The sequence below is a fragment of the Streptomyces lacrimifluminis genome (assembly GCF_014646095.1).
Lineage (GTDB): Bacteria > Actinomycetota > Actinomycetes > Streptomycetales > Streptomycetaceae > Streptomyces > Streptomyces lacrimifluminis.
Window position 1 is genome coordinate 59,678 of record NZ_BMMU01000024.1, and the last position, 25,598, is coordinate 85,275.

Genomic DNA, 25,598 nt, shown 5'->3' on the forward strand with positions numbered 1-25,598 from the left:
CCACGCGGCGGAGCCGCAGATGTCACAGCCCCGCGCCCCGAAAGGGGCGCGGTCGCGCACCCGACTTCACCAGGGTCGGTCCGGCCGGTGCCCATGGGCCGCGCTCAGTGATGGAAACCGGTGGCCGCGTCCCTGTCGTGCGTCGAGGGGCGCGGCTGCCGGCGCAGTTCGGGCAGCAGCCGCTCCAGGTCCTCCAGGAACAGCTCGGCGAGGTCCGCGGAGAAGCCGTTGCGGCACACGACCCGCAGTACGGACAGGTCCTGCCGGTTCTCCGGGAAGGTGTACGCGGGCACCAGCCAGCCGCGCTCCCGCAGCCGCCGCGAGACGTCGAAGACGTCGTACGCGGTCACGTCCGCCCCGGTGGTGAAGGCGAACACGGGCAGCTCGTCACCCCGGGTGAGGAGCCGGAAGTCGCCCAGCTCCTCGATCCGCCCGGCGAGGGAGCGTGCCACGTCCCGCGTGGACCGCTGCACGGCCCGGTAGCCCTCGCGGCCCAGCCGCAGGAACGTGTAGTACTGCGCCACCACCTGGGCACCGGGGCGCGAGAAGTTGAGCGCGAACGTCGGCATGTCGCCGCCCAGGTAGTTGACGTGGAAGACGAGCTCCTCGGGGAGCGCCTCCTTGTCCCGCCACAGTGCCCAGCCGACGCCCGGGTAGACCAGCCCGTACTTGTGCCCCGAGGTGTTGATGGAGGCCACGCGAGGCAGCCGGAAGTCCCACACCAGGTCCTCGTCCAGGAAGGGCGCCACCATGGCGCCGGAGGCCCCGTCGACGTGCACCGGGATGTCGAGCCCGGTCCGCTCCTGGAGCGCGTCCAGGGCCGCGCACAGCTCGGCGACCGGCTCGTAGGACCCGTCGAAGGTGGACCCGAGGATCCCGACGACCCCGATGGTGTTCTCGTCGCACAGCTCGGCCGCCGCCTGCGGATCGAGATGGAACCGGTCGCCCTCCATGGGCACCTGGCGCGCCTCCACCTCCCAGAAGTTGCAGAACTTGTCCCAGCAGACCTGCACGTTGACGCCCATGACGAGGTTCGGCCGGACGTCCCGCCCCGGATACCGGTCGGCGTTGCGCGCCGCCCACCGCCGCTTCAGCGCCATCCCGGCGAGCATGCACGCCTCGCTCGAACCGGTGGTCGAACAGCCCACGGCGGCGGCCGGGTCGGGCGCGTTCCACAGGTCGGCGAGCATCGCCACGCAGCGCCGTTCCAGCTCGGCGGTGCGCGGGTACTCGTCCTTGTCGATCATGTTCTTGTCCCGGCACTCGCCCATCAGGACGCCGGCCTGCGGCTCCATCCAGGTGGTGACGAAGGTGGCCAGGTTGAGCCGGGAGTTGCCGTCGAGCATCAGTTCGTCGTGCACGAGCTGGTACGCCGTCGACGGCGGCAGCGGGGAGTCCGCCAGCCGGTGCGTGGGCGGGGCCTCGGTCATACCGCCGACCGGGTTGGCCTCCCCGTAGAAGGGGTTGACGGCGAGCCTGCGCCCGTCGCCCTTGTCGTCGGGTGTTTCGCTGTCTCCGCGGTGCAGTGGCATGGGTACGACGGTAGGTCCGGGTCGCGGGGCTTGCACCTCACGCCGCGTGAGGAAGCAGTGTGAAGCTCGTACCGAGAAGGGAGCGGAAGTGAGCTACTCCGTGGGACAGGTCGCCGGCTTCGCCGGTGTGACGGTGCGCACCCTGCACCACTACGACGAGATCGGCCTTCTCGTGCCGGGCGGACGCAGCCACGCGGGCCACCGGCGCTACGACGACGCCGACCTCGACCGGCTGCAGCAGATCCTGTTCTACCGGGAGCTCGGTTTCCCGCTCGAAGAGGTCGCCGTCCTGCTGGACGACCCGAAGGCGGACCCGCGCGCGCAGTTGCGCCGGCAGCACGAGCTGCTGACCGCCCGGATCGAACGGCTCCAGCAGATGGCGGCGGCCGTGGAGCACGCCATGGAGGCACGCAGAATGGGCATCAACCTCACCCCCGAGGAGAAGTTCGAGGTCTTCGGAGACAAGGACCCGGAGGCGCACGCGGAGGAGGCCGAGCGCCGCTGGGGCGGCACGGAGGCGTACGCGGAGTCGCAGCGCCGCGCGGCCACGTACACGAAGGACGACTGGCAGCGCATGCAGGCCGAGGTGGCCTCCTGGGGCGAGCGCTACGACGCCCTGATGGCCGCAGGCGAGCCCCCGTCCGGCGAAGCGGCCATGGCCATGGCCGAGGAACACCGGCGGCACATCAGTACCTGGTTCTACGAATGCACGTACGAGGCCCAGCTCGGCCTCGCCGACATGTACGTCTCCGACGAGCGCTTCAAGGAGTTCTACGACTCCATGCGACCGGGCCTCGCCGAACACCTCCGGGAGGCGATCACGGCGAACGCGGCCCGGCACGGTTCATAACCCCCTGGCCCGGGGTCACTCCCGGGCCAGGACCACCGCGGTCCCGTACGCGCACACCTCCGTGCCCACGTCCTGCGCGTCCGTCACGTCGAAGCGGAACGCCAGCACACCGTTGGCGCCACGCGCGCGTGCCTGCTCGACCAGACGGTCCATCGCCTGATTGCGCGTCTCGACCAGCGTCTTCGTCAGGCCCTTCAACTCGCCGCCGATCATCGACTTCAGCCCGGCCCCGATCTGGCTGCCGATGTGTCGCGACCGTACGGTCAGTCCGAAGACCTCACCGATGACCTGCTCGACCCGGTGGCCGGGGATGTCGTTCGTCGTCACGACGAGGACGTCGGACTGAGGTCCCTGGCCGCCGCCGTACTCTTCGATGCCCATAACCTCACAGGGTGGCCCCAGTTGCCGCAGAGCGCACCCCGAAGTGGCGCATGGAGGCTGAGGGAACCTGGAGGGGCTCCCTTGCGTTGATAGCTTTGGCCCCCTCACCTCTGCCAAGCCTCAGGAGCCCGGAACAGTGACGACGCTTGCCCTCGGACCGAGCTGGCTGGATCCGGACTACCTGTTGGACCAGTTCGGCATCTGGGGTCTGCTCCTGATCGTGTTCGCCGAGTCCGGTCTGCTCATCGGCTTCTTCCTGCCCGGTGACTCACTGCTGTTCACGGCGGGCCTGCTGATCACCGCGGGCACGCTGGACTTCCCCCTGTGGGGAGCGGTCGTCCTCATCTGCGTCGCCGCGATCCTCGGCGACCAGGCGGGCTACATGTTCGGCAAGAAGGTCGGCCCGTCGCTCTTCAACCGGCCGGACTCCCGCCTCTTCAAGCAGGAGAACGTCACCAAGGCCCACGAGTTCTTCGAGAAGTACGGCCCGAAGTCCCTGGTCCTGGCCCGCTTCGTGCCCATCGTGCGCACCTTCACGCCGATCATCGCCGGCGTCAGCGGCATGAAGTACCGCTCGTTCCTCGTCTTCAACGTCCTCGGCGGCATCCTCTGGGGCGCGGGCGTCACCCTGCTCGGCTCCTGGCTCGGCAACATCGACTTCGTCAAGAAGAACATCGAACCGATCCTGCTGCTGATCGTCCTCGTCTCGGTCCTCCCTATCGTCATCGAGTTCGCCCGAGCCCGCAGCAAGGCCAAGAAGAACCCGCCCCAGCAGCCCCAGCGACCCGAGCCCCCGGCCCAGCAGCAGTACCCGCCGGCCCCCATGGACGACGCGACGACCCAGCTCCGCCGCGTCCCCCCGGCCCAGCAGCAGGACGAGTACCCGCAGCAGTACGGCGGCCAGAACCAGGGCTACGACCAGAACCAGTACTACGACCAGAACCAGTACTACGACCAGCAGCCCTACGCCCAGCAGTACCCCCAGGGCTACCAGCAGGACCAGCAGCAGTACCCGTACGGCAACCAGAACAACGGCTACCCCCAGAACTGACGGCTGGGGCCACCCACCCAGGGGCGCGGGGCTGTGACATGTGCGGCCCCGCCGCGTGGGCGCGACAAGCCTCCACGCACCCGCACCCGCCCCACACAGCCCCCCGAGTTCCCAGGCGCCCAATGCCAAGCGAACGTACCCGGAACTAGAACCCTCGCGTCCGCTTGGCGGCCCGCCTGCCCCCGGCGGAGCCGCTCGGCACCCTCAGGAACAACCGCGAGATCTCCGACCCCAGATTCACCCCGATGGCGATGGCCATAGCCAGCGCCGCCGCCTGGGACAGTGAGACCAACCCCGCGTCCATGTCGTTCTGCGCGATCGACAACAGCCCGAAATACGTCGCCGACCCCGGCAGCAGGGGCCCGATCGCCGCCGTCGTGTACGGCAGGGCCGACGCGTACCGGTACCGCGACAGCAACTGGCCGAACAGCCCGACCAGCCCCGCCGCGACGGCCGTCGACGCCACCGGTGAGAAGCCGCCGGTGTAGTGCATCGCGCCGTACACGCTCCACGCCACACCGCCGTTGAGCGTCACGACGAGCACGGTGGAACGTTCTTGCTGGAGCAGGACCGCGAAGGTCAGCGACAGCAGCATGGACGCGCCGATCTGCCACAGCGGCCGCTCCACGCTCCCCAGCGCCGCGTCCGGATTGAGCTCGGCGCCCAGCTTCACGCCGAAGTACAGGATCAGCAGCACCCCGACGACGATGCCCACGAAGAAGTACATGACCTCCAGCAGGCGCGCGGACGCGGTGATGTAGAACCCGGTCAGCCCGTCCTGCACCCCGGCCACCAGCGCCCGCCCGGGCAGCAGCGCGAACAGCCCACCGGTGACCACGGCGGACGCCTTCACATCCACGTGCGCGGCCGTCAGCGCGACCCCGATCGCGGCCGGTGGCATCGCGGCCACCGTGAACTGGTAGAACTCCGGCAGCCCGCGCCCCGCGCACAGCCACGCCAGCCGGTCGCCCAGCATCGCGCCGAGCGCCGCCGCCACGAACACGACCAGGTCACCGCCGACGAGCACGGAGGCGGCACCCGCGAGCAGCCCGGCGGCCACGGTGAGCCCCCAGCCGGGATACGGGTGCCGGTTGCGCCGGATCTCCGCAAGGCGCCTGTAAGCCTCTTCCAGAGACGTGGCGGTCTCCGAGTCGCTCAGGTCGTCCACAAGCCGGTAGACGGCCGCCAGGCGCGTGTAGTCGGTGCCCCGGCGCCGGACCGTCCGTGACGCCGTCACCGGATCCTCGACGAGCGAGGGCTGGTACGAGATCGACAGGAGGGTGAAGGTGACGTTCGGCTCGCAGCGGTCGAGGCCGTACGACCGGCAGACGGCGAACATGGCCGCCTCCACGTCCTCGGCACCCTCGCCGCCCGCGAGCAGCAGTTCGCCGATGCGCAGCGTCAGGTCGAGCACGCGCGGGACGGCAGGCCCGTCCTCCTCGGCCGCCTTCTGCAGCCGTTCCGGCGCGGGCCGCTCGGCCACCGGCATCCGCAGCATCGTGCGCATCCGGTCCTGCCAGGGCACGTCTGTGGTGAGAGTCACCACAGGGATACCCAGGGGAGGCGTGAACGCGGGAGCCCGATACGTACGCGGGGTGCTGAAGGCCGAGGCCGGTCCACCGGCATCGCCGACGGGCGGCTGCGGAACGTCGAGACCGTCCGGCAGCGCGAACTCGGAGGTCGTCTCGGCCTCACCGACGGCAGGCTTCGGCGGGGCCATCCCCTGGGGAAGCGCGAACTCGGAGGTGGTGGACGACTCCCCGTCGCCGCCAGGCGAGGCCGAACCTCCGCGGGGAATCGCGTAGACGCCCCTGGCCTCGTGCGATACCGGCCTGCGGTCCTCGTCCGTCACTCCGTGTCGCTCCCTGCGCGCGCCCCTCCAGTACGCCTTTCAGTATGCGCACAGACACACGAACGGGCCGCACGCGTACGCGTGCGGCCCGCTGAGCGTCACGGGGACGGAGAGGCCTCAGTGGCCGCCCTGCTCCTTGAGGCGCTTGTACGACCGCTCGATCTCGGCCTCGGCCTCGGTGCGGCCCACCCAGTTGGCGCCCTCGACGGACTTGCCGGGCTCCAGGTCCTTGTAGACCTCGAAGAAGTGCTGGATCTCCAGACGGTCGAACTCCGACACGTGGTGGATGTCCCGCAGGTGCTCCACGCGCGGGTCGTGCGCGGGCACGCACAGCAGCTTGTCGTCGCCGCCGGCCTCGTCCGTCATCCGGAACATGCCGATCGCGCGGCACTGGATGAGGCAGCCGGGGAACGTCGGCTCGTCCAGGATGACCAGCGCGTCCAGCGGGTCGCCGTCCTCGCCGAGGGTGTTCTCGACGAAGCCGTAGTCGGCCGGGTAACTGGTCGAGGTGAAGAGGCGACGGTCCAGACGGATCCGACCGGTCTCGTGGTCCACCTCGTACTTGTTCCGTGAACCCTTCGGAATCTCGATCGTGACGTCGAACTCCACCGGTGGCTCCTCCATGATCAGCACATAGTTCGGGTGGTTAAGTGTCCCTCACGCAGGTGTGTGATCGCGAAAGGGGCTGGTGGTCGTGCCAGAGCTGAGGCCTTGGCGGGCCGCGAGGCCACGGGTGGCGCGGCTCGCGCGCACCGTACGACCCCGTCTCACCCGGGCCACGGCAACGGTGAAACCCCAGCTCGGACGGGCAAGGGCAGCCGTGAAACCGCAACTCGAACGAGCGACGGCGACGGTCAGACCGCAACTCGAACGAGCCGGACGAGCCACGGCCGCAGTGAAACCCAGGGTCGTGAGGATCACACGGACTGTCGGCCCGAGGCTCGCCGCCCTCCCGAGGCCGAAGCCCCTGACGACCTTCTCGCTGTCGACGCCGAAGACCCTGCGGACCTGGCACTACACCGCCGGCGCCGCCACCGCCGGACTGGCGTTGACCGCCGGCGTGGTGACCGCGGCAGGCCCCTGGGACTCCTCCGGCCAGCGTACGGCCGAGCGGGACTGGGCCGCCGTCCAGGAGCGATCCGGTGGTACAGATCACGGTCGTAATTCCGGTACGTCCGACACCTCGGCCACCTCCGGTACGTCGGCCGGGGCGCCCGCACCCGCGCCGAGCGCCCCCTCCGTACTGACCGGCCTCGGCAGCGCCACCGGCACCCTGCGGGCGGCACCCGCCGGAAAGACCCTCGCGGCCGTCCTGGACCCGCTCCTGAAGAACCCCGCGCTCGGCACCCGCCGGACGGCCGCCGTCGTCGACGTCGCCACCGGGAAGCGCCTGTACGGCCTGGGGGCGGGCGAGGCGCTCGTCCCGGCCTCGACCACGAAGATCGCCACGGCCGTCGCCGCGCTCTCCGCGATGGGCGCCGACCACCGCCTCACCACCCGGGCCGCCCTGGAGCCCGACACCGACGAACTCGTCCTGGTCGGCGGCGGCGACCCCACCCTGACGGCCCGTACGGACCCGGAGGGCTGGGCGAGCCTGCGCACCCTGGCCGACTCGACGGCCGCCGCCCTGACCGAGCGCGGCGTACGCCAGGTGACGCTGTCGTACGACACCACGCTCTACGCGGGCCCGGAACTCCACCCGATCGGGGCCGACAACGGCGGCAACATCGCCCTGGTCACCGCGCTGATGGTCGACGAGGCCCGCATGAACGACTCGACCAGTGGAACGGCCGACCGCAGCACCGAGCCGGCGGCGGACGCGGCCCGCACCTTCGCGACCCTGCTGGCGAAGCACGGCATCAAGGCGACCTCCCCCGGCCCGTCCAAGGCCACGGGCCGCGCGACCACCCTCGCGAAGGTCTCGTCGCCGCCGCTCTCCGCCCTTGTCGAGCGGATGCTGACCAACAGCGACAACGACCTCGCGGAGGCCCTCGCCCGTCAGACCGCGCTCGCCACGGGCGTCCGGCCCGACTTCGCGGGCGGCGCCCGGGCCATCCGTGCCCAGCTGGCGAAGCTCGGACTGCCCTTGTCCGGCACCCGTTTCGCGGACGGCAGCGGCCTGAACCGCGCCGACCTACTCACCCCGAACCTCCTCACGGCCCTCCTGGCCAAGGCCGGCGACCCGTCCCACCCCGAACTCCGCGCGGCCCTAACGGGCCTCCCGGTGGCGGGCTTCACGGGCACCCTGAGCGCCCGCTACACGGACGGCGCGGCAGGCGTCGTACGGGCCAAGACAGGCACCCTGACCGGCGTGAACGCCCTGGCGGGCACGGTCGTCGACCGTGACGGCCGCCTTCTGGCGTTCGCGTTCCTGACCGCCAACACCGCGAGCAGGGACGCGGCCCAAACAGCGCTGGACCGCATGGCAACAGCCCTGGCCGCCTGCGGTTGCTGACCGCTCCGGTGGGCTGACGGTGGCTTCGTCCGGGGGCCGGTGGGGGCCGGCCGCGCAGTTCCCCGCGCCCTTCGGGCGCGGTCCCCGCATCCCTGCCCGCTGTGCCGCCGTGGACAGCCACTCCGCACCGGCACCCCCGCTGTGGGCAGTCGTTCCGCAGGGCGATGGGGGTCCCCCCGGTCGAGCGAAGCCGAGACTGGGGGAGGGTGGGCGCAGCGGGCAACGCCGGGTGCCGATCCAGCAGGGCCCGGCCCTCGCCGACCTCGCCACCCTGCCCCAGGCGGAGCCGCTCCCGTACGGTTGACGCATGACGAGCATCGGTGGTGCTGCATCTGCTGGGATGGTCGACTGGAATCTCGCGGTGGCGACCGCGACCCGGCTGGTACGGCCGGGACCAGAGGTGAGCCGTGACGAGGCGCGGGCCATCGTCGCGGAACTGCGCCGGCACGCGAAGGCGTCGGAGGAGCATGTCCGGGGCTTCACCCGGATGGGAGGCGACGCCGCCCACGACACCCCCGTACTCGTCGTCGACCGCCCCGGCTGGGTACGGGCGAACGTCGCCGGGTTCCGTGAGGTGCTCAGGCCCCTGCTGGACAAGATGCAGGAGCGGCGCGGGAGTTCACCGGGCGGGGCCGTTTTCGGCGCGGTAGGCGGCAAGGTCACCGGTGTCGAACTGGGCATGCTGCTGTCGTTCCTGTCGTCCCGTGTCCTCGGCCAGTACGAGACCTTCGCCCCGGCCACCCGCGAACTCCCGGCGGGCGCGAACGGCGGCGGCAGGCTGCTCCTCGTCGCGCCGAACATCGTCCATGTGGAGCGCGAACTCGACGTACAGCCCCACGACTTCAGGCTCTGGGTGTGTCTGCACGAGGAGACGCACCGCACCCAGTTCACGGGCGTGCCCTGGCTGCGCGACCACCTGGAGGGCGAAATCCAGTCGTTCTTGGGGGAGACGGAAGTCGACCCCATGACGTTCCTGGAGCGCATCCGGGAGGCCGCGCAGTCCCTCGCGGGCGGCAGGCCGGAGGGCGAGGAGGACGACGGCGGGCGTTCCCTGGTGGAGCTGGTGCAGACGCCGGCCCAGCGGGAGATCCTCGGCCGGCTCACCGCTGTCATGTCCCTCCTGGAGGGGCACGCCGACTTCGTGATGGACGGGGTGGGCCCCGCGGTGGTGCCCTCCGTCGCCGAGATCCGGGAGAAGTTCCAGCAACGACGGGCCAAGGGCGCCTCACGGCTGGACCTCGCCCTGCGCAAGCTGCTCGGTCTGGACGCCAAACTCAGGCAGTACCGTGACGGCGAACGGTTCGTCCGGGCCGTCGTCGACCAGGTCGGCATGGACGGCTTCAACCGCGTATGGACCTCCCCGAACACCCTTCCTACTAAGGCGGAGATCGCCAAACCGGCGGACTGGGTCGCGCGGGTGCACCGCAAGGCGGACCAGTAAGCCCTCGGAGTACCTGGTGAACGAATCCGGCCGACGGCAGGTGAACGCCCCTTCAATCACCCGTCCGAGGGACCGTGGAGCATGGGTAGGCGTGCAATGCTCGGGGAACGCCCCGTTTCTGTCACCATCTACACACTCTGAGTGACCGAAGTCGGCTCACCCCCCGAAAACTTCATGAAGGGAACCGGACATGGGTCCCCATCCTGCGGTCGCGGCGATACGCCTGGCGGTTCGCCGCGCTCTCCACGACATCCTGACCGCGCACACCCCGCCCGACAGCATCCTCCCCGGCCCCAACATCCCCAATGAGTCCGCCCCACTCGTCCTCGTGGCGTGCTCCGGCGGCGCCGACTCCATGGCGCTCGCCTCCGCTCTCGCGTTCGAAGCGCCCAAACTCGGTCTGCGCGCCGGCGGCGTCACCGTCGACCACGGTCTGCAGCCCGGCTCCGACCTCCGCGCCGACGAGGTCGTCCTGCGCCTGACCGAACTCGGCCTCGCCCCGGTCGAGTCGATCGCCGTCGCCGTCGGCCGTGAGGGCGGCCCCGAGGCCGCCGCCCGCGATGCCCGCTACGGCGCCCTGGACGCCGCTGCGGAGCGTCACGGCGCCACCGCGGTCCTCCTCGGCCACACCCGCGACGACCAGGCCGAGACCGTGCTGCTGGGCCTCGCCCGCGGCTCCGGCATCCGCTCCCTGTCCGGGATGGCGGCCGTCTCCGGGCGGCCGGGGGCCCCCGACCGTTACCGCAGGCCCTTCCTCCAGCTCGACCGGCAGACCGCCCGCAAGGCGTGCATGGTCCAGTCCCTCCCGGTCTGGGACGACCCGCACAACGCCGACCCCGCCTACACCCGGTCCCGGCTGCGCCACGAGGGACTGCCCGCCCTGGAGAAGGCCCTCGGCAAGGGCGTCGTCGAGGCCCTCGCCCGCACGGCCCAGCTCTCCCGTGACGACGCCGACGCCCTCGACACCTGGGCCCGCCAGGCCGAGGCCTCCGTACGGGACACGGCGGGCCTCCTGGAGTGCGCCAAGCTGTACGCCCTGCCGCCCGCCGTACGCCGCCGGATCCTGCGCAGTGCCGCCATCGAGGCGGGCGCTCCGGCCGGTTCGCTGTTCGCCCGCCACATCGAGGAAGTCGACCGGCTGATCACCGGCTGGCGAGGTCAGGGAGCCATCAATCTCCCCGGCCGGGTCGTCGCCCAGCGGCAGGGTGGCAGACTGGTGATTCGGCAAGGCTGAATCTCACCCCCTCTTCGGGGCGGGGCAGGGGTCGGCGAGCCGGGCGAATGGCGACGGGCGACCGAAAGTGATGCGGGTGGACGCGAAAGACATGGGTGCCGACCTCAAGTCGGTACTCATCACCAAGGAAGAGATCGACGCGAAGCTGGTCGAGCTGGCCGCGAAGATCGACGCGGAGTACGCGGGCAAGGACCTGCTGATCGTCGGTGTCCTCAAGGGCGCGGTGATGGTCATGGCCGACCTGGCCCGGGCGCTGTCCACCCCCCTCACCATGGACTGGATGGCCGTGTCGTCGTACGGCGCGGGCACCCAGTCCTCCGGTGTGGTGCGGATCCTCAAGGACCTCGACACCGACATCAAGGGCAAGCACGTCCTCATCGTCGAGGACATCATCGACTCCGGGCTGACCCTCTCCTGGCTGATCTCCAACCTCGGCTCCCGCGAGCCCGAGTCGCTGAAGATCTGCACCCTGCTGCGCAAGCCGGAGGCCGCGAAGGTCGCCATCGACGTGGAGTGGGTCGGCTTCGACATCCCGAACGAGTTCGTGATCGGCTACGGCCTCGACTACGCGGAGAAGTACCGCAACCTCCCGTTCGTCGGTACGCTCGCGCCCCACGTCTACGGCGGCTGAGTCCCGAGGCCGCTGAGCCAAAGGGCGAGTCCTGTGGGACGTCCGGGAACCCCGGCGGCCTTCCCGCCGTTGGAGCATGCGTGGACGGTATTGCCAGCCCGCCCGTGCGCCTTCGGGTGACAATGCTGGGGTACCGTCCGAAGAGCAGTCTTGAGAACAGTCTTTGTCAAACTCACTATGGCAGGAGGGACGGGGCGGCACCGCTCCGTATGGATGGACGTGAAGCGATACTTCCGTGGGCCGGTCATGTGGATCGTGCTGGCCGTCCTTGCCGTGGTCGTGTTGATGCAGGTCGTCGGCTCGTCCGGCGGCTACAAGACGGTGGACACAGGCCAGGTCGTCCAGGCGATCAACGACAACAAGGTCGAGCAGGTCAAGATCACCACCGGTGATGAGCAGGTCGTCAAGGCCCAGCTCAAGGACGGCCAGAAGATCGAGGGCAGCTCGAAGATCCAGGCGAGCTACATCGGCGATCAGGGCGTCAACCTGGCGAACACTCTCCAGGACAAGTACCAGAACAAGCAGATTCCGGACGGCTACACGGTCTCCCCGACCAAGCAGAACGCTTTCGTCAGCATTCTGCTGTCGCTGCTCCCCTTCGTTCTCATCGTCGTCGTGTTCCTGTTCCTGATGAACCAGATGCAGGGTGGCGGCTCCCGCGTCATGCAGTTCGGGAAGTCCAAGGCCAAGCTCATCACCAAGGACACCCCGAAGACGACGTTCGCGGACGTGGCGGGCTCGGACGAGGCCGTCGAGGAACTCCACGAGATCAAGGAGTTCCTCCAGGAGCCGGCCAAGTTCCAGGCCGTCGGCGCCAAGATCCCCAAGGGTGTGCTCCTCTACGGGCCTCCCGGTACGGGTAAGACGCTGCTCGCACGTGCTGTCGCGGGCGAGGCGGGCGTTCCGTTCTACTCGATCTCGGGTTCCGACTTCGTCGAGATGTTCGTCGGTGTCGGTGCCTCCCGGGTCCGTGACCTCTTCGAGCAGGCCAAGGCGAACGCCCCGGCGATCGTCTTCGTCGACGAGATCGACGCGGTCGGCCGTCATCGCGGCGCCGGCCTCGGCGGCGGTCACGACGAGCGCGAGCAGACGCTCAACCAGCTCCTCGTGGAGATGGACGGCTTCGACGTCAAGGGCGGTGTGATTCTCATCGCCGCCACGAACCGTCCCGACATCCTCGACCCGGCGCTGCTGCGTCCCGGCCGTTTCGACCGCCAGATCGCGGTCGACCGCCCGGACATGCTGGGCCGTCTGGAGATCCTCAAGGTTCACCAGAAGGGCAAGCCGGTCGCTCCGGACGTCGATCTGTCGGCGGTCGCCCGTCGCACACCGGGCTTCACCGGTGCGGACCTGAGCAACGTCCTCAACGAGGCCGCGCTGCTCACCGCCCGCAGCGACAAGAAGCTGATCGACAACGCGTCGCTCGACGAGGCCATCGACCGCGTCGTGGCGGGCCCGCAGAAGCGGACCCGGATCATGTCGGAGAAGGAAAAGAAGATCACCGCGTACCACGAGGGCGGCCACGCCCTGGTCGCGGCGGCCTCCCCGAACTCCGACCCGGTCCACAAGATCACGATCCTGTCCCGCGGCCGGGCCCTCGGTTACACGATGGTGCTCCCGGACGAGGACAAGTACTCCACCACCCGCAACGAGATGCTCGACCAGCTGGCCTACATGCTGGGCGGCCGGGCGGCGGAGGAACTGGTCTTCCACGACCCGACGACGGGTGCCGCGAACGACATCGAGAAGGCCACGGCGACGGCCCGCGCGATGGTCACGCAGTACGGCATGACCGAGCGCCTCGGCGCGATCAAGTTCGGCGGCGACAACACCGAGCCCTTCCTGGGCCGGGAGATGTCGCATCCGCGCGACTACTCGGAAGAGGTAGCCGCGCTCGTCGACGAAGAGGTCAAGAAGCTCATCGAGAACGCGCACAACGAGGCCTGGGAGATCCTGGTCGAGAACCGCGACGTCCTCGACGCCCTGGTGCTTGAGCTGCTGGAGAAGGAGACGCTGAGCAAGGAGCAGATCGCCGAGGTCTTCGCTCCCATCATCAAGCGCCCGGCCCGCCCCGCGTGGACCGGCTCCTCCCGCCGTACGCCGTCCACCCGCCCGCCGGTGCTCTCCCCCAAGGAGCTGTCGCTGACGAACGGGACCAACGGCTCGGCGCCGGCGATCACCGCCAAGGCCGGAGCCACCGAGTCCGTCCCCGCGACGGAGCCGGTGCCGGAGGACCGCACCGAGAGCTGACCCCCGGCTCTCCCGCCTCCTCCCGCTCAGCGGGCCCGGAATGGATGCCGCGCCCCCCAGGATCTAGCCTGGGGGGCGCGGCATTTCGGTATGTCCGCACGTGCGCCGCGTGGTCCACACGCGTGACAGGGACAGGAACGAGGCACCCAGATGACCGACCCCGTGACGCTGGACGGCGAGGGCACGATCGGCGACTTCGACGAGAAGCGGGCGGAGAACGCCGTACGTGAGCTGCTGATCGCGGTCGGCGAGGACCCGGACCGCGAGGGTCTGAAGGAGACGCCGGGGCGGGTGGCGCGGGCGTACCGCGAGATATTCGCGGGGTTGTGGCAGAAGCCCGAGGACGTGCTGACGACGACGTTCGACCTGGGGCACGACGAGATGGTGCTGGTGAAGGACATCGAGGTCCTGAGCAGCTGTGAGCATCATCTGGTGCCGTTCGTCGGGGTCGCCCACGTCGGCTACATCCCGTCCGTCGACGGCAAGATCACCGGGTTGTCGAAGCTGGCCCGGCTCGTGGACGTCTATGCCCGCCGGCCGCAGGTGCAGGAACGACTCACCACGCAGGTCGCCGACTCGCTCATGAAGATCCTGGAGCCGCGCGGGGTGATCGTCGTCGTGGAGTGCGAGCACATGTGCATGTCGATGCGAGGGGTCCGGAAGCCGGGTGCGAAGACCATCACGTCGGCGGTGCGTGGCCAGATGCGGGATTCGGCCACCCGGAACGAAGCGATGAGCCTGATCATGGCTCGCTGATCGCTGATCGCTGATCGCTGATCGCTGATCGCTGATCCCTGGTCGCTGCTCCCGGCGGGGGGTCTACGCCGGGGCCGTGCCCGCGTTGTTGTCCTCGTCCTCCGGGAGTTTGCAGACCCGTTCCAGGAAGAAGGCCGCCGCGATGACGGCGATGCCCGCCAGGACCGAGAAGCCGGCGTAGACGGCCTGGTCGCGGCGGGCCGGGATGTCCAGGGACTCCAGGAGGAAGGCGCCCGTGCCGCCGTACATTCCGGCGACCAGGGCGGCCACCAGGGCGCTGGCCTGGCCGAAGACGACCGCGCGGGCGGCCATCAGGGGGTCGACACCCTTGGCGCCGGGCTGCCGGTCGCGCTGGGCCCTGAGGCGGGCGCGCAGGGAGAGGGCCGTGGCCAGCAGGACCACGGCGATCAGCGCGAGGACGACGGGGGCGGCCAGCGGGACGCTCGGGAGCGTCCCCACCGCGTTCCACAGCCGGGCGCCCGCCCAGGAGAGCACTCCGGCGACGACGAACACGCCGGCCAGCATCTTGATGCGCAGCTCTCTCACGGTGCCCCTTCAGCTCCCCGGACCGGACCGCCGACCTGCGGTCGTCATGACCTTAACGGCTATTCCGGCAGCTGGAGTTCCAGGTCGGCGCGGGGCGCGACACCTTCCAGGGCGACGGTCCCCAGGAGCGTGGCCACCGGGCCGCGGCCGGGGAGCTGGGCCTCGGGGTCCACGTCGTGCCAGGGGGCGAGAACGAAAGCCCTCTCGTGGGCGCGCGGGTGGGGGAGGGTGAGCGTCGGGTCGTCGGAGACCTCGTCGGCGTACGCGACGATGTCGACGTCGATCGTGCGCGCGCCCCAGCGTTCCTCGCGGACGCGGTGGAAGGCGTCCTCGACCGCGTGGGCGCGCTCCAGGAGCGAGGACGGGGGCAGCGTCGTCTTCAGGACGACCACCGCGTTGAAGTACGACGGCTGGCTGCCCGCCGGGACCCCCCACGGCTCCGTCTCGTAGACGGGGGAGACCGCCTTGATGCGGACGCCCGGGGTGTCCTCCAGGGCGTCGATGGCCCCCTGGAGTGTCTCCAGGCGGTTGCCGAGGTTCGAGCCGAGGGAGATGACGGCGCGTTTCGGGTTGTGCAGGGTGGTGTCGGCGGCGTCCACCTGCTGCACCACGGAGGCGGGCACCGGCTGGACGGTCGGGTCGCTGTGACTCTCGGTGAACGAGGCGGTCATACTCGGCTCCGGGTGATGGTGATGGTCACGTCGTCGAAGGGGACCGTGATCGGCGCGTCCGGTTTGTGGACGCACACCTCGACCTCCTGGACGCCCTGGTGCTTCAGACAGACCTGCGCGATGCGCTCGGCGAGTGTCTCTATGAGATCGACGGGCTCGCCCTCGACGACGGCCACGACCTCCTCCGCCACGATGCCGTAGTGCACGGTTTTCGCCAGGTCGTCGTCGGCCGCGGCCGGACGGGTGTCCAGGCCGAGGGAGAGGTCCACGACGAAGGTCTGGCCCTCTTCCCGCTCCTGCGGGAACACACCGTGGTGTCCACGGGCCCTCAGGCCGCGCAGCGCGACACGATCCACGCGAATCACTCCTGCAATCGTCGTTGGCGGCCATTTCGGTCCGGGGGCGGTCGGCCCGGCAGCCACTTCCGAATCTACCCGCGAGCACTGACAGTGCCGGCCCCGCGAAGGACCGGTCCACGTGATGACCCAGAGGGTTCATCGAGCGTTTCCCCGTGGGAACACGGCTGCTCACGGGCTGGTAGCCGCACTTACCCCGTGTTCGTGATTCCAACCACGTCCGACCGCGTTCTGCTGCGTTCGGCCCAGGAGGACGCCAGAAGGACCACAGAAGGACCACAAAGGGGGCGCGGAGGGTCCACAGATGGGCGTCAGGAGGGCGTGTCGTCGGCGTCCGCGTCGTCCTCGTCGCTCTCGGCGAGGACCGGGGAGGCGTGGTGCGCCCAGATCTTCCAGCCGACGGGGGTGCGGCGGAACACGTTGGTGGCGACGACCAGCTGGCCGACCAGCGGACCCAGCTCGTCGCCGTCCTCCGGCGGCGGGCCGCCGCTGAGGATGTTCTCGGTGCAGGTCACCAGCGCGGTGTCACCGGTGACGGAGACATGCACGTCGGTGAGGAAGAACTGGATGTACTCGGTGTTGGCCATGATCAGCGCGTAGGAGCGGAGCACCTCGCCGCGTCCGGTCAGCACCGGCCAGCCCGGGTGCACGCAGGAGACCACGCCGCTCTCCGCGGGGTCGTGGTATTCCTCGTCGACGCCCAGGTCGGCGGGGGTGAGCCAGAGCGCGGACAACTCGTCGAAGTCGCCCTGTTCCAGTGCCTCGTAGAAGGCGGTGTTGGCGAGTTCGACCTGCTCGACGTCGAGGTGGGGCGCGCTCACCGGGCTCCCCCGGCGTTGCGGACCGCTTCGGCGCCGCGAGCGTCCTCGACCGCGCGGGCGACCCGTACGGCGTCGGCGGTGGCGCGGACCTCGTGGACGCGGACCGCCCAGGCGCCCTGGTGGGCGGCGAGCGCGGAGACGGCGGCGGTGGCGGCGTCGCGTTCCCGCGCGGGCGGCGGGGCGCCCTCGGGGCCGGCCAGTACGCGCCCCAGGAACCGTTTCCGGGACGCGGCGACCAGGAGGGGGTGGCCCAGGCCGTGCAGACGGTCGAGGTGGGCCAGGAGGGCCAGGTCGTGATCGGCGCCCTTGGAGAAGCCGAGGCCCGGGTCGACGACGATCCGGTCGGGGGAGACACCGCCGGCCAGTACGGCGTCCACGCGCGCGTGGAGTTCGTCGACGACCTCGGAGACGACGTCCGCGTACACGCCCCTGACGTTGCCGCCCTCCAGGAAGCCGCGCCAGTGCATGACGACGAAGGGGGCGCCCGTGTCCGCGACGACCGGGATCATCGCGGGGTCCGCGAGGCCGCCGCTGACGTCGTTGACGAGGACCGCGCCGGCCGCGAGGGCCTGTTCGGCGACCGAGGCGCGCATGGTGTCGACGGAGACGGTGACGCCCTCGGCGGCGAGGCCGCGGACCACGGGGACGACGCGCTTGAGTTCCTCGGCCTCGTCGACTCGGGTGGCGCCGGGGCGGGTGGACTCGCCGCCGACGTCCACCAGGTCGGCGCCCTCGGTGACCAGGTCTAGGCCGTGCTTGACGGCGTTGGTCGTGTCGAACCAGCGGCCCCCGTCGGAGAAGGAGTCCGGGGTCACGTTCACGACGCCCATGACCGCGCAGCGGTCCCAGGCCGGGAGGCCGCTGACGCGGCGGCGTCCGCTCTGGTTGTTCATGCGTTCAGCGTAGGCCCCCGGCGGTGGGGCGGGTTCTTTGGTGCGGGTGCGTTGTGGCTTGGGCCTTTTGTTTCCCACCCAACCACCCGTCTCGGTTCGTTAATCGGCTCGGTCGAAAGCCCCCCGTACTCGGCACCGCCTCACACCGCGCGGACCGTCGTTCCTCTGTCCGCCGCCCCGTGGGCGCACGGGCGCGGGTGCGAGGTGCGGCGGCGGAGGAAGCGGGGGAGGGCCAGGGTGACGAAGCCTTCCGCCTGCATCGCGGCGAGGCCGATGCGGGGCAGGTCGCTGGAGGTGCGGTAGACCACGAAGCGCGGCTCCCAGCGGGGGCGGAACTTGGCGTTGAACTTGTACAGGGACTCGATCTGGAACCAGCGGGACAGGAACACCAGCAGGCCTCGCCAGGCGCGCAGGACCGGCCCGGCGCCGATCTTCTCGCCGCGGGCCAGCGCCGCGCGGAACATGGCGAAGTTGAGGGAGACACGGGCGACGCCGAGGCGGGGGGCTGCCTCCAGGGCTGCCACGATGAGCAGTTCGTTCATGCCGGGGTCCGCCGCGCGGTCGCGCCGCATCAGGTCCAGGGAGACGCCGTCGGCGCCCCAGGGCACGAAGTGCAGGATCGCCTTCAGGTCGCCGTACTCGCCCGGGGTCTCGTCGGTCTTGTGGGCGGTGGCGATCAGGCAGTCGCCGTCGCCCGGGTCGCCGATGCGGCCCAGCGCCATGGAGAAGCCGCGCTCGGTGTCGGTGCCGCGCCAGGCCTCCGCGGCGAGCCGGACGCGCTCCAACTCGTTCTCCCCGAGGTCACGGATGCGTCGTACCCGGGTTTCGTAGCCCGCGCGTTCGATGCGCTTGACCATCTGGCGCACGTTGCGCATCGCGCGCCCGGCGAGGGAGAAATCCGCGACGTCCACCACCGCCTCGTCGCCCAGTTCGAGGGCGTCGAGGCCGGTCTCGCGGGTCCAGACCTCGCCGCCGGTCTCGGAGCAGCCCATGACCGCGGGGGTCCAGGAGTGGGCCTTGGCCTCGTCCATGAAGCGTTCGATGGCGCCCGGCCAGGCCTCCACGTCGCCGATCGGATCGCCGCTGGCGAGCATCACGCCGGACACCACCCGGTAGGTGACGGCGGCCTTGCCGCTGGGGGAGAAGACGACCGCCTTGTCGCGGCGCAGTGCGAAGTGGCCGAGGGAGTCGCGGCGGCCGTGCTTGTCGAGCAGCACGCGCAGCCGGTCCTCGTCCTCCTCGGTCAGGTGTGCGGCCGGGTGTTCGGGCCGGAAGGCGAAGTAGATCGTCGTGATGGCGGTCAGCAGGCCCAGGGCGCCTAGCGAGTAGCCGACGGTCCAGGAGGTGGGCCCGTCGTAGTCGACGGGGCCCTCGAAGCCGAACAGGCCGTACAGGACATGGGTGATGCGGTCCGCGAGGCTCGGGTCGCCGTACATGCGGTCGCCGTGCGCGCTCACCACGACCAGCCCGAGAGCGAGCGATCCGGCGCTCATCAGCACGAAGTTGGTGAGTGCGCGCCAGCGGCTGCGCGGGTCGGGCAGCGCCTCGAACTCGGTGCGGTGGCGCAGGAGCACCACCAGCAGGAGTACGGAGATGACGAGCCCCACGAGCGAGTGCCGGTAGGCGAACTGGGCCACGGCGCCGGCCGGCAGCAGGGCCACCGCGGCGCGCCAGGCGCGGCGCTTGCGGCGCCTGAGGCCGTGCGCGAGGAGCAGCAGGAGGACGCCGGTGCTGAGGGAGAGCGCGGCGGCGAACGGGCCGAGCGCGCCGGGCAGTACCTCGGCGATGGTGTGCATCCGGCTGTGCCTGAAGCGCGGGAAGACTCCCGCGGCGATGTCGACCAGACCCACGAGCGCACAGGCCCGGGCGACGACGGCGGGGACGGCCTCGGGACGCGGACCGCGCAGTATGCGCCGTACTCGGCTTGCTCGTCCCGGAACCTCGCCCGACATTTCCCCATCTATCCTGACAGACATCGCATCCCGTAGTTCTGCGAGAGACCTGGAATCCGGAGCCAATCCGGCATCCGGCGACATTGCGCCCTCTAGGACGGTGTCTCGGGGGACGAGGTTCACTCCCCCGTGGAAAGCCGTTTCAAAGGACACCCAAAGCCCGGGGCAAGCCGCAGTGAAGGAAGCGGGCGCGCCGCCGGCGAAGAGAGTGGGCGACTGCAGTCATGGGTCTCACGAGCAAGACAGTGCTGGCGCTGGCGATCCTGGCCGCCGCCCTGCTGTTCATCGGCACGATCGTGTTCTGGCCCCGGCTGGCGCGCCGCAACTGGCGGGCCGTCGGCGGCCGGACGGTGCTGCTGCTGGCCACCCAGGTCGCGGTGTTCGCCTCGGTCGGTCTCGCCGTCAACCAGAGTTTCGGTTTCTACGCCTCCTGGGACGATCTCCTGGGCAAGGAGACCGACCAGGGGGTGGTCGTCGACCGGAGCAGCGGGGCGCACGGCGGCTTCCAGGTGCTGTCCACCCAGTCGGTGAGTGTGCCGGGCGGTCATCTGCCCAGGGTCGGCGGCCAGATCCAGAAGATCGGCGTCGCCGGCAAGAAGACGGGGATCACCTCTCCGGCGTACGTCTATCTGCCACCGGAGTACTTCCAGCCGCAGTACGCGAAGCGCACCTTCCCGGTGGTCGTCGTCCTGACCGGCTATCCGGGGACCGCCAAGGCCCTCATCACCAAGCTCGACTTCCCCAACACCGCGCACGAGTTGGCGGGGGACGGCAGGGCGCAGCCGATGATCCTGGCGATGCTGCGGCCGACCGTGGCGCCGCCCCGGGACACCGAGTGCGTGGACGTGCCGGGCGGGCCGCAGACGGAGACGTTCTTCGCCCAAGACCTGCCGACGGCGATCGCCGGTCATTACCGGGTGGGACCGAGGCCCGGCAGCTGGGGCATCATCGGCGACTCGACGGGTGGCTACTGCGCGCTGAAGCTCGCGATGCACCACCCGCGCGTGTACACGGCGGCGGTGGGTCTGTCGCCGTCCTACAAGGCGCCGATCGACGCCACCACGGGAGACCTCTTCCAGGGTGACGAGAAGCTGCGGCGCCACGCGGACCTGGAGTGGTACATCCAGCACATGCCGCCGCCGGACGTCTCCCTGCTGGTCACCACCAGCAGGCACGGAGAGGCCAACTACGGTCCGACGATGCGGTTCGTGGACCTCGTCAGGACGAAGGCCCCGACCAGGATCTCGACGATCGTCCTGGAGAGCGGCGGCCACAACTTCAACACCTGGCGGCGGGAGATCCCGGGTTCGCTGGAGTGGCTCAGCGGGCGGCTGACGGAGCGCTGATGCCCCAAGGCCTGTGGAGGGTCTGGTGCTGTCGTGTTTTTACCGCGCGAGGCACCAAGATTCGCCTACGCGCGGTAAGTTTCTGGCCATGCCACGTGGACGTCACCGCCATTCACCACCTCTGCACCGGCTGCTGCCTCCTGCGGCGATCGCGGGCGTCTCGCTCGTCTGCGCCCTGGGGCCATGGGTGTTCACGGATACCGGCGTCCTCCGGGTGATCGCCGCGTTCGCCGCGGCGGTCACGGTCGTCGGCGCGGCCGTCATGCGCCGCTGGGACGGGGAGGCGGGCAAGCAGGTCGCCGACCTCACGCGCGCGCGTGCGGGCGACGAATGGCGGCACGAGGAGCGTGCCGCCGAGTTGGAGACCGACCTGGAGGAGTCCCGCGAGCTGCGCGTCAAGCTGGAGCAGAAGCTGCGTGCGAAGCGGTCCGAGCTCCAGGGGCTGCGCAACGAGCACGCGGCGCTGCTGCGGCGGTACGCCACGGCGGAGACCGAGCGGGCCAGCGCGCTGGAGGGCAGGCGCCTGCTGGAGCTGGAGGCCTCGGGACCGCAGGACGCGGACGTGGATACGGACGTCGATGCGGACGCGGATACGGACGTCGACGTGAAGCCGGCTGCGGCCAAGGGCGCGGCGCGGGTGCTGCCGGCCGGGTCGGGCGAGTCGGTGGACCCGGCGGACGAGGTGGAAGAGACCGACTCCGACGCGGCGGCGCTGGACGCGGCGGCGGCCGGGGTGTCGGCGGCGCTGGGCGCGGTCGGCGCACGGACTGCGGACGTCACGGAGGACACGGAGTCAGTAAAGGACACGGAGTCGCAGGAGAGCCCGGCGGCACCGGCGATCTTCTCCCCGGCGGGTTCCTCGCTGTTCCTGCGTGCGCGGGCGGCGCTGGCCAGGTTCGACGGCGAGGTTCCGGCGAAGGCGGCTCCGGCTCCGGCTCCTGCCGTCGTGAAGATACCGGCTGAGGTCTCGGGGCCCGCCGGGTCCGACGGCCCCGACGCCGACAAGGCGGAGGCCGCGCGGGAGGACGAGGCGAAGGGGAAGTCCGAGGCGGCCCGCGGCCATACGCGCGCCGCCGCCACCCCCGCCGAGGCGAAGCCCGCCAAGCCCGTGCGCGGTTTCGGGCACTACACCGTGCCGACCGCGGTGGCCGTCGTACCGACGACCGAGCCTCTGCGCAGGCCCGCCGTCCCCGGCGGGTTCGACTTCTTCGGTACGGAGAAGGAGGAGGCGTCGGCCGCGCTGGACGCCGTGCAGAACGAGGACCTCGCCGATGTCGTCGGGCAGGAGGCGCTCGCGCTGCACAAGGCGGAGTCCGAGGCGCAGTTCAAGCCGGTGGACGAGGAGTCGCGCGGAGTCGGCATCGGTCAGGTGATCGACCTGACGGCGCACGACGAGACCGAGCAGATCGACCTGCAGGGGCTGCGGAGCGCGGTCTCCTGATTCCTGACGGTCGGTCACCCCGTGCCGCGTTCGATCACATGCGCCCGTTACGCCATCCACCGGTCCGGGCGCGCGTCCCTCCGCCCCGTCCGGGAGCGCTCCGCCTGCCCCCGCAGCAGCTCCGCGGCCTCCTGGGCGTCCCGTAGACCGGCGGTGACGGTCTTGTTGGCTCCCGTGTCCACGTGGACGTCCGCGAGGCCCTTGAAGCGCGCCCAGGGCCCCTGCTCCACCCGTACGCTCTGGACCTTGGCGTGCGGGACCAGGGCCAGGCTGCGGCGCAGCAGCCCGTGCCGGGAGACGAAGACGCTGTCGGTGACGGCGATGCCGTAGCCCCGCCACCAGAACGGCAGGCACCAGCCCGCCCGGCGCGGCGGACGCGACAGCGAGGCGGGCACCGTCACCCCGGGGAGCACCCGGCCTATCACCGCCTCCGCCATCTCACGCGGGGCCACCGGCACCAGCACCGAGTTCGACGAGCCCGCCACGTCCAGCTCCACCCGGACCCACCCGCGGCGCCGCCACAGCAGCGGTTCCACGATCCGCACGGTCTGCACGCGCCCCGGCGGGACCGTCTCGTGGGTGCGGTCCAGGAGGCCGTGGTCGATGCGCAGCCCGTCCGGGGACTCGCCGACCGTCCAGTCGTACTCGCTGATGAACCGGCCCACGCTGCTCGCGCCCGCCGCGCCCAGCAGTGGGACGCCCGTCGCGAGCACTGTCCACAGGCTGTGGGTGGCGAACCAGAGGACCGGCGGTACGACCAGTGCGGCGGCCAGCGATCCCCAGGTCGCGCCGGTCAGCACCAGGGAGACGGCGAGCACGCGCGCGGGGATGTGCAGCAGCTGCCGGACGGGCGCCTCGCCCACCTCGTGCGCGGTCTCGGGGGCGAACCCGGCAGCGCGGGCGAGGAGTTCGGCCCGCAGGGCACGCGCGTGCCCCTCGCCCAGGTACGCCAGCTCGTCCTTCTTGTCCGTCCCCACGACGTCCAGCTTGAGCTTGGCGACCCCGGCGACCCGGGCCAGCAGCGGCTGGGTGATGTCGACGGCCTGGATGCGTTCGAGCCGGATGTGCGCGGTGCGCCGGAACAACAGACCGGTACGGATGCGCAGTTCGCTGTCGGTCACCGCGAAGTGGGTGAACCACCAGGTCAGAAAGCCGTACAGGGCGCCTCCGATGAGGCACACGGCGAGTCCGAGCAGCAGGGTCGTGGTGGTCAGCCGGGTCAGTTGCCGCTGCGCCTGGTTGGGGTCGTGCACGGCCCACCCGATGAGCACGGCGATCGGCGCCCACGCGCGCCTGAGCGGCGTGACGGGATGCAGTCGCTGCTCGACGACCGGCTGTTTGCCGTTCTCCGTGGGTACGTCCGTCTCGGTGCCGGGGGTCGTCACAGTCCCGCCGATCGGGCCTGGCCGAGCTCGGTCAGCCGGTCCCGCAGCCGTTCCGCCTCCGCCGGTTCGAGGCCCGGGATGCGCGCGTCGGTCGCGGCGGCGGCCGTGTGCAACTGCACGCTGGCCAGCCCGAAGTGCCGTGCGACGGGCCCCGACGTCACCTCGACCAGCTGCATCCGCCCGTACGGCACGATCGTCTCCTCGCGCCACAGCACCCCCCTGCTGATCAGCAGGTCGTCGGCGCGCTCGGCGTACCGCCAGGAGGCCCAGTTGCGGCCCAGCATCGGCCAGCCCCACAGCAGCAGGCCCAGCGGCAGCAGCGCGAAGGCCGCCCAGGCGGGCCCGGCGAGCAGGCCGGGCAGCAGCCCCGCAGCGAGCGTCAGCGGCACCAGCCAGACCACCAGCAGCAGCCGGCGCATCCGCAGCAGGTCCCGCGGCAGCCCGGTCCACACCGGCTCGTCGTGCCCTTCGCCGTGCCCGTCGCCTCGCGTTTCGCCCGCGGTTTCCGGGCTCCCCGTCTCCATACCGCAAGCGTACGTACGACAGACTGTGTCCATGAGTCCCATGACGGAGCCCACGGAGACCACGGTCGGTATCGGCGGCGCCGCGGAGAGCACCGACATGGTGCTCAACATCGGGCCCCAGCACCCCTCCACGCACGGTGTGCTGCGGCTGCGGCTGGTGCTCGACGGCGAGCGGATCCAGCACGCGGAGCCGGTGATCGGCTATATGCACCGCGGTGCGGAGAAGCTCTTCGAGGCGCGTGACTACCGTCAGATCATCATGCTGGCCAACCGGCACGACTGGCTGTCGGCGTTCTCCAACGAGCTGGGTGTGGTCCTCGCCGTGGAGCGGATGCTCGGCATGGAGGTCCCCACGCGCGCGGTGTGGACGCGCACGCTGCTCGCGGAGCTGAACCGGGTGCTGAACCATCTGATGTTCCTGGGCTCGTACCCGCTGGAGCTGGGCGGGATCACGCCGATCTTCTACGCGTTCACGGAACGCGAGGAACTCCAGCACGTCATGGAGGAGGTCTCCGGCGGGCGCATGCACTACATGTTCAACCGCGTGGGGGGCCTCAAGGAGGACCTGCCGGCGGGGTGGACCACGCGCGCGCGTGACTCCGTCGCGTCCCTGCGCTCGCGCATGGACCGGTTCGACGACCTGGTCCTCGGCAACGAGATCTTCCGGGGGCGCACGCGCGGCGTGGGCGTGCTCCCGCCGGAGGCCGTGCACGCGTACGGCGTGAGCGGGCCGATCGCGCGCGCCTCGGGTGTCGACTTCGACCTGCGCCGCGACGAGCCGTATCTGGCGTACGGGGAACTCCAGGACACCCTGAAGGTGGTGACCCGCCAGGAGGGCGACTGTCTCGCCCGCTTCGAGTGCCTCCTGGAGCAGACGCACAACGCGCTCGACCTGGCCGACGCCTGCCTCGACCGCCTCGCCGAACTGGAGCCCGGCCCGATCAACCAGCGCCTGCCGAAGGTCCTGAAGGCGCCCGAGGGGCACACGTACGCGTGGACCGAGAACCCCCTCGGCATCAACGGCTACTACCTCGTCAGCAAGGGCGAGAAGACCCCGTACCGGCTGAAGCTGCGCTCGGCCTCCTACAACAACATCCAGGCGCTGGCGGTCCTGCTGCCCGGCACGCTGGTCGCGGACATGGTGGCGATCCTGGGGTCGCTGTTCTTCGTCGTCGGAGACATCGACAAGTAAGACAGGTGACACCCAGCACCGCCCAGCACCGCCAAGCA

23 protein-coding genes are annotated in these 25,598 nt (G+C 70.7%); 11 read left to right on the forward strand and 12 right to left on the reverse strand.

Annotated elements, in window-relative coordinates; genetic code table 11:
• Positions 1 to 104 precede the first annotated feature (104 nt).
• Positions 105 to 1,532 (reverse strand): glutamate decarboxylase, encoded by a 1,428-nt coding sequence (gene gad, locus IEY89_RS29350; RefSeq protein ID WP_189150535.1) that lies wholly within the window; start codon positions 1,530 to 1,532, stop codon positions 105 to 107.
• Positions 1,533 to 1,620: 88 nt separating this feature from the next.
• Here gad and IEY89_RS29355 point away from each other — a divergent pair, with 88 nt between their 5' ends.
• Positions 1,621 to 2,382 (forward strand): MerR family transcriptional regulator, encoded by a 762-nt coding sequence (locus IEY89_RS29355; RefSeq protein ID WP_189150536.1) that lies wholly within the window; start codon positions 1,621 to 1,623, stop codon positions 2,380 to 2,382.
• Positions 2,383 to 2,397: 15 nt separating this feature from the next.
• Here the strand turns inward: IEY89_RS29355 and IEY89_RS29360 are convergent, their stop codons facing one another.
• Positions 2,398 to 2,763: a YbjQ family protein gene (locus IEY89_RS29360; RefSeq protein WP_189150537.1), complete on the reverse strand. Its 366-nt coding sequence runs from the start codon at positions 2,761 to 2,763 to the stop codon at positions 2,398 to 2,400.
• A 136-nt stretch (positions 2,764 to 2,899) separates the two neighbouring features.
• Between IEY89_RS29360 and IEY89_RS29365 the strand changes: the two genes are divergently transcribed.
• A complete protein-coding gene (locus IEY89_RS29365; RefSeq protein WP_189150538.1) occupies positions 2,900 to 3,814 on the forward strand; it encodes a DedA family protein in 915 nt (304 codons plus the stop codon).
• Positions 3,815 to 3,959: 145 nt separating this feature from the next.
• Here the strand turns inward: IEY89_RS29365 and IEY89_RS29370 are convergent, their stop codons facing one another.
• Together IEY89_RS29370 and IEY89_RS29375 are read right to left on the reverse strand one after the other, a co-directional pair.
• Positions 3,960 to 5,666, reverse strand: a complete 1,707-nt coding sequence (locus IEY89_RS29370) for a threonine/serine exporter family protein (RefSeq protein ID WP_189150539.1) — start codon at positions 5,664 to 5,666, stop codon at positions 3,960 to 3,962.
• A gap of 117 nt (positions 5,667 to 5,783) precedes the next feature.
• A complete protein-coding gene (locus IEY89_RS29375; RefSeq protein WP_189150540.1) occupies positions 5,784 to 6,275 on the reverse strand; it encodes an inorganic diphosphatase in 492 nt (163 codons plus the stop codon).
• 79 nt (positions 6,276 to 6,354) lie between these two features.
• Between IEY89_RS29375 and dacB the strand changes: the two genes are divergently transcribed.
• The 6 genes from dacB (at position 6,355) to folE (ending at position 14,433) form a co-directional block, all read left to right on the forward strand.
• Positions 6,355 to 8,121 carry a D-alanyl-D-alanine carboxypeptidase/D-alanyl-D-alanine endopeptidase gene (dacB, locus tag IEY89_RS29380; RefSeq protein WP_189150541.1) on the forward strand — a complete coding sequence of 589 codons (1,767 nt, stop codon included), beginning with the start codon at positions 6,355 to 6,357 and terminating at the stop codon, positions 8,119 to 8,121.
• A gap of 307 nt (positions 8,122 to 8,428) precedes the next feature.
• Positions 8,429 to 9,562, forward strand: coding sequence for an Rv3626c family coenzyme F420 biosynthesis-associated protein (locus IEY89_RS29385; protein ID WP_189150542.1), 1,134 nt, complete (start codon positions 8,429 to 8,431; stop codon positions 9,560 to 9,562).
• 190 nt (positions 9,563 to 9,752) lie between these two features.
• Positions 9,753 to 10,796 carry a tRNA lysidine(34) synthetase TilS gene (tilS, locus tag IEY89_RS29390; protein WP_189150543.1) on the forward strand — a complete coding sequence of 348 codons (1,044 nt, stop codon included), beginning with the start codon at positions 9,753 to 9,755 and terminating at the stop codon, positions 10,794 to 10,796.
• Between the two features lie 70 nt (positions 10,797 to 10,866).
• Positions 10,867 to 11,427 (forward strand): hypoxanthine phosphoribosyltransferase, encoded by a 561-nt coding sequence (hpt, locus tag IEY89_RS29395; RefSeq protein ID WP_044471976.1) that lies wholly within the window; start codon positions 10,867 to 10,869, stop codon positions 11,425 to 11,427.
• Between the two features lie 213 nt (positions 11,428 to 11,640).
• Complete coding sequence (gene ftsH / locus IEY89_RS29400; RefSeq protein ID WP_189150544.1) at positions 11,641 to 13,677, forward strand: ATP-dependent zinc metalloprotease FtsH; 2,037 nt, start codon at positions 11,641 to 11,643, stop codon at positions 13,675 to 13,677.
• 150 nt (positions 13,678 to 13,827) lie between these two features.
• A complete protein-coding gene (gene folE, locus IEY89_RS29405; RefSeq protein WP_189150545.1) occupies positions 13,828 to 14,433 on the forward strand; it encodes a GTP cyclohydrolase I FolE in 606 nt (201 codons plus the stop codon).
• A gap of 63 nt (positions 14,434 to 14,496) precedes the next feature.
• Here the strand turns inward: folE and IEY89_RS29410 are convergent, their stop codons facing one another.
• The 6 genes from IEY89_RS29410 to IEY89_RS29435 all read right to left on the reverse strand — a co-directional run bounded on the left by IEY89_RS29410 (position 14,497) and on the right by IEY89_RS29435 (position 19,672).
• Entirely contained in the window at positions 14,497 to 14,979 is a 483-nt protein-coding gene (locus IEY89_RS29410) for a DUF3180 domain-containing protein (protein ID WP_189150546.1), read from the reverse strand.
• 59 nt (positions 14,980 to 15,038) lie between these two features.
• The gene (gene folK / locus IEY89_RS29415) at positions 15,039 to 15,650 is read right to left on the reverse strand and encodes a 2-amino-4-hydroxy-6-hydroxymethyldihydropteridine diphosphokinase (protein WP_189150547.1); all 612 of its coding nucleotides are present in this window, start codon (positions 15,648 to 15,650) and stop codon (positions 15,039 to 15,041) included.
• Positions 15,647 to 16,006: a dihydroneopterin aldolase gene (gene folB, locus IEY89_RS29420; RefSeq protein ID WP_189150548.1), complete on the reverse strand. Its 360-nt coding sequence runs from the start codon at positions 16,004 to 16,006 to the stop codon at positions 15,647 to 15,649. Before folB ends, folK begins: the two co-directional genes overlap by 4 nt.
• Positions 16,007 to 16,317: 311 nt before the next feature.
• Positions 16,318 to 16,827, reverse strand: coding sequence for a nuclear transport factor 2 family protein (locus IEY89_RS29425; RefSeq protein ID WP_189150549.1), 510 nt, complete (start codon positions 16,825 to 16,827; stop codon positions 16,318 to 16,320).
• The gene (gene folP, locus IEY89_RS29430; RefSeq protein ID WP_189150550.1) at positions 16,824 to 17,720 is read right to left on the reverse strand and encodes a dihydropteroate synthase; all 897 of its coding nucleotides are present in this window, start codon (positions 17,718 to 17,720) and stop codon (positions 16,824 to 16,826) included. Before folP ends, IEY89_RS29425 begins: the two co-directional genes overlap by 4 nt.
• Before the next feature lie 140 nt (positions 17,721 to 17,860).
• Positions 17,861 to 19,672 carry a phosphatidylglycerol lysyltransferase domain-containing protein gene (locus tag IEY89_RS29435; RefSeq protein ID WP_189150551.1) on the reverse strand — a complete coding sequence of 604 codons (1,812 nt, stop codon included), beginning with the start codon at positions 19,670 to 19,672 and terminating at the stop codon, positions 17,861 to 17,863.
• 224 nt (positions 19,673 to 19,896) lie between these two features.
• Here IEY89_RS29435 and IEY89_RS29440 point away from each other — a divergent pair, with 224 nt between their 5' ends.
• Both IEY89_RS29440 and IEY89_RS29445 read left to right on the forward strand, forming a co-directional pair.
• Positions 19,897 to 21,018: an alpha/beta hydrolase gene (locus tag IEY89_RS29440; RefSeq protein ID WP_189150552.1), complete on the forward strand. Its 1,122-nt coding sequence runs from the start codon at positions 19,897 to 19,899 to the stop codon at positions 21,016 to 21,018.
• Between the two features lie 88 nt (positions 21,019 to 21,106).
• Positions 21,107 to 22,459, forward strand: a complete 1,353-nt coding sequence (locus IEY89_RS29445) for a coiled-coil domain-containing protein (protein ID WP_189150553.1) — start codon at positions 21,107 to 21,109, stop codon at positions 22,457 to 22,459.
• Between the two features lie 47 nt (positions 22,460 to 22,506).
• Here the strand turns inward: IEY89_RS29445 and IEY89_RS29450 are convergent, their stop codons facing one another.
• Positions 22,507 to 23,844 carry a PH domain-containing protein gene (locus tag IEY89_RS29450; RefSeq protein ID WP_189150554.1) on the reverse strand — a complete coding sequence of 446 codons (1,338 nt, stop codon included), beginning with the start codon at positions 23,842 to 23,844 and terminating at the stop codon, positions 22,507 to 22,509.
• Positions 23,841 to 24,368 carry a PH domain-containing protein gene (locus tag IEY89_RS29455; protein WP_189150555.1) on the reverse strand — a complete coding sequence of 176 codons (528 nt, stop codon included), beginning with the start codon at positions 24,366 to 24,368 and terminating at the stop codon, positions 23,841 to 23,843. The genes IEY89_RS29450 and IEY89_RS29455 overlap by 4 nt, the downstream gene beginning before the upstream one ends.
• A 40-nt stretch (positions 24,369 to 24,408) precedes the next feature.
• Between IEY89_RS29455 and IEY89_RS29460 the strand changes: the two genes are divergently transcribed.
• Entirely contained in the window at positions 24,409 to 25,560 is a 1,152-nt protein-coding gene (locus IEY89_RS29460) for an NADH-quinone oxidoreductase subunit D (protein ID WP_189150603.1), read from the forward strand.
• The last annotated feature ends 38 nt before the right edge of the window (positions 25,561 to 25,598 follow it).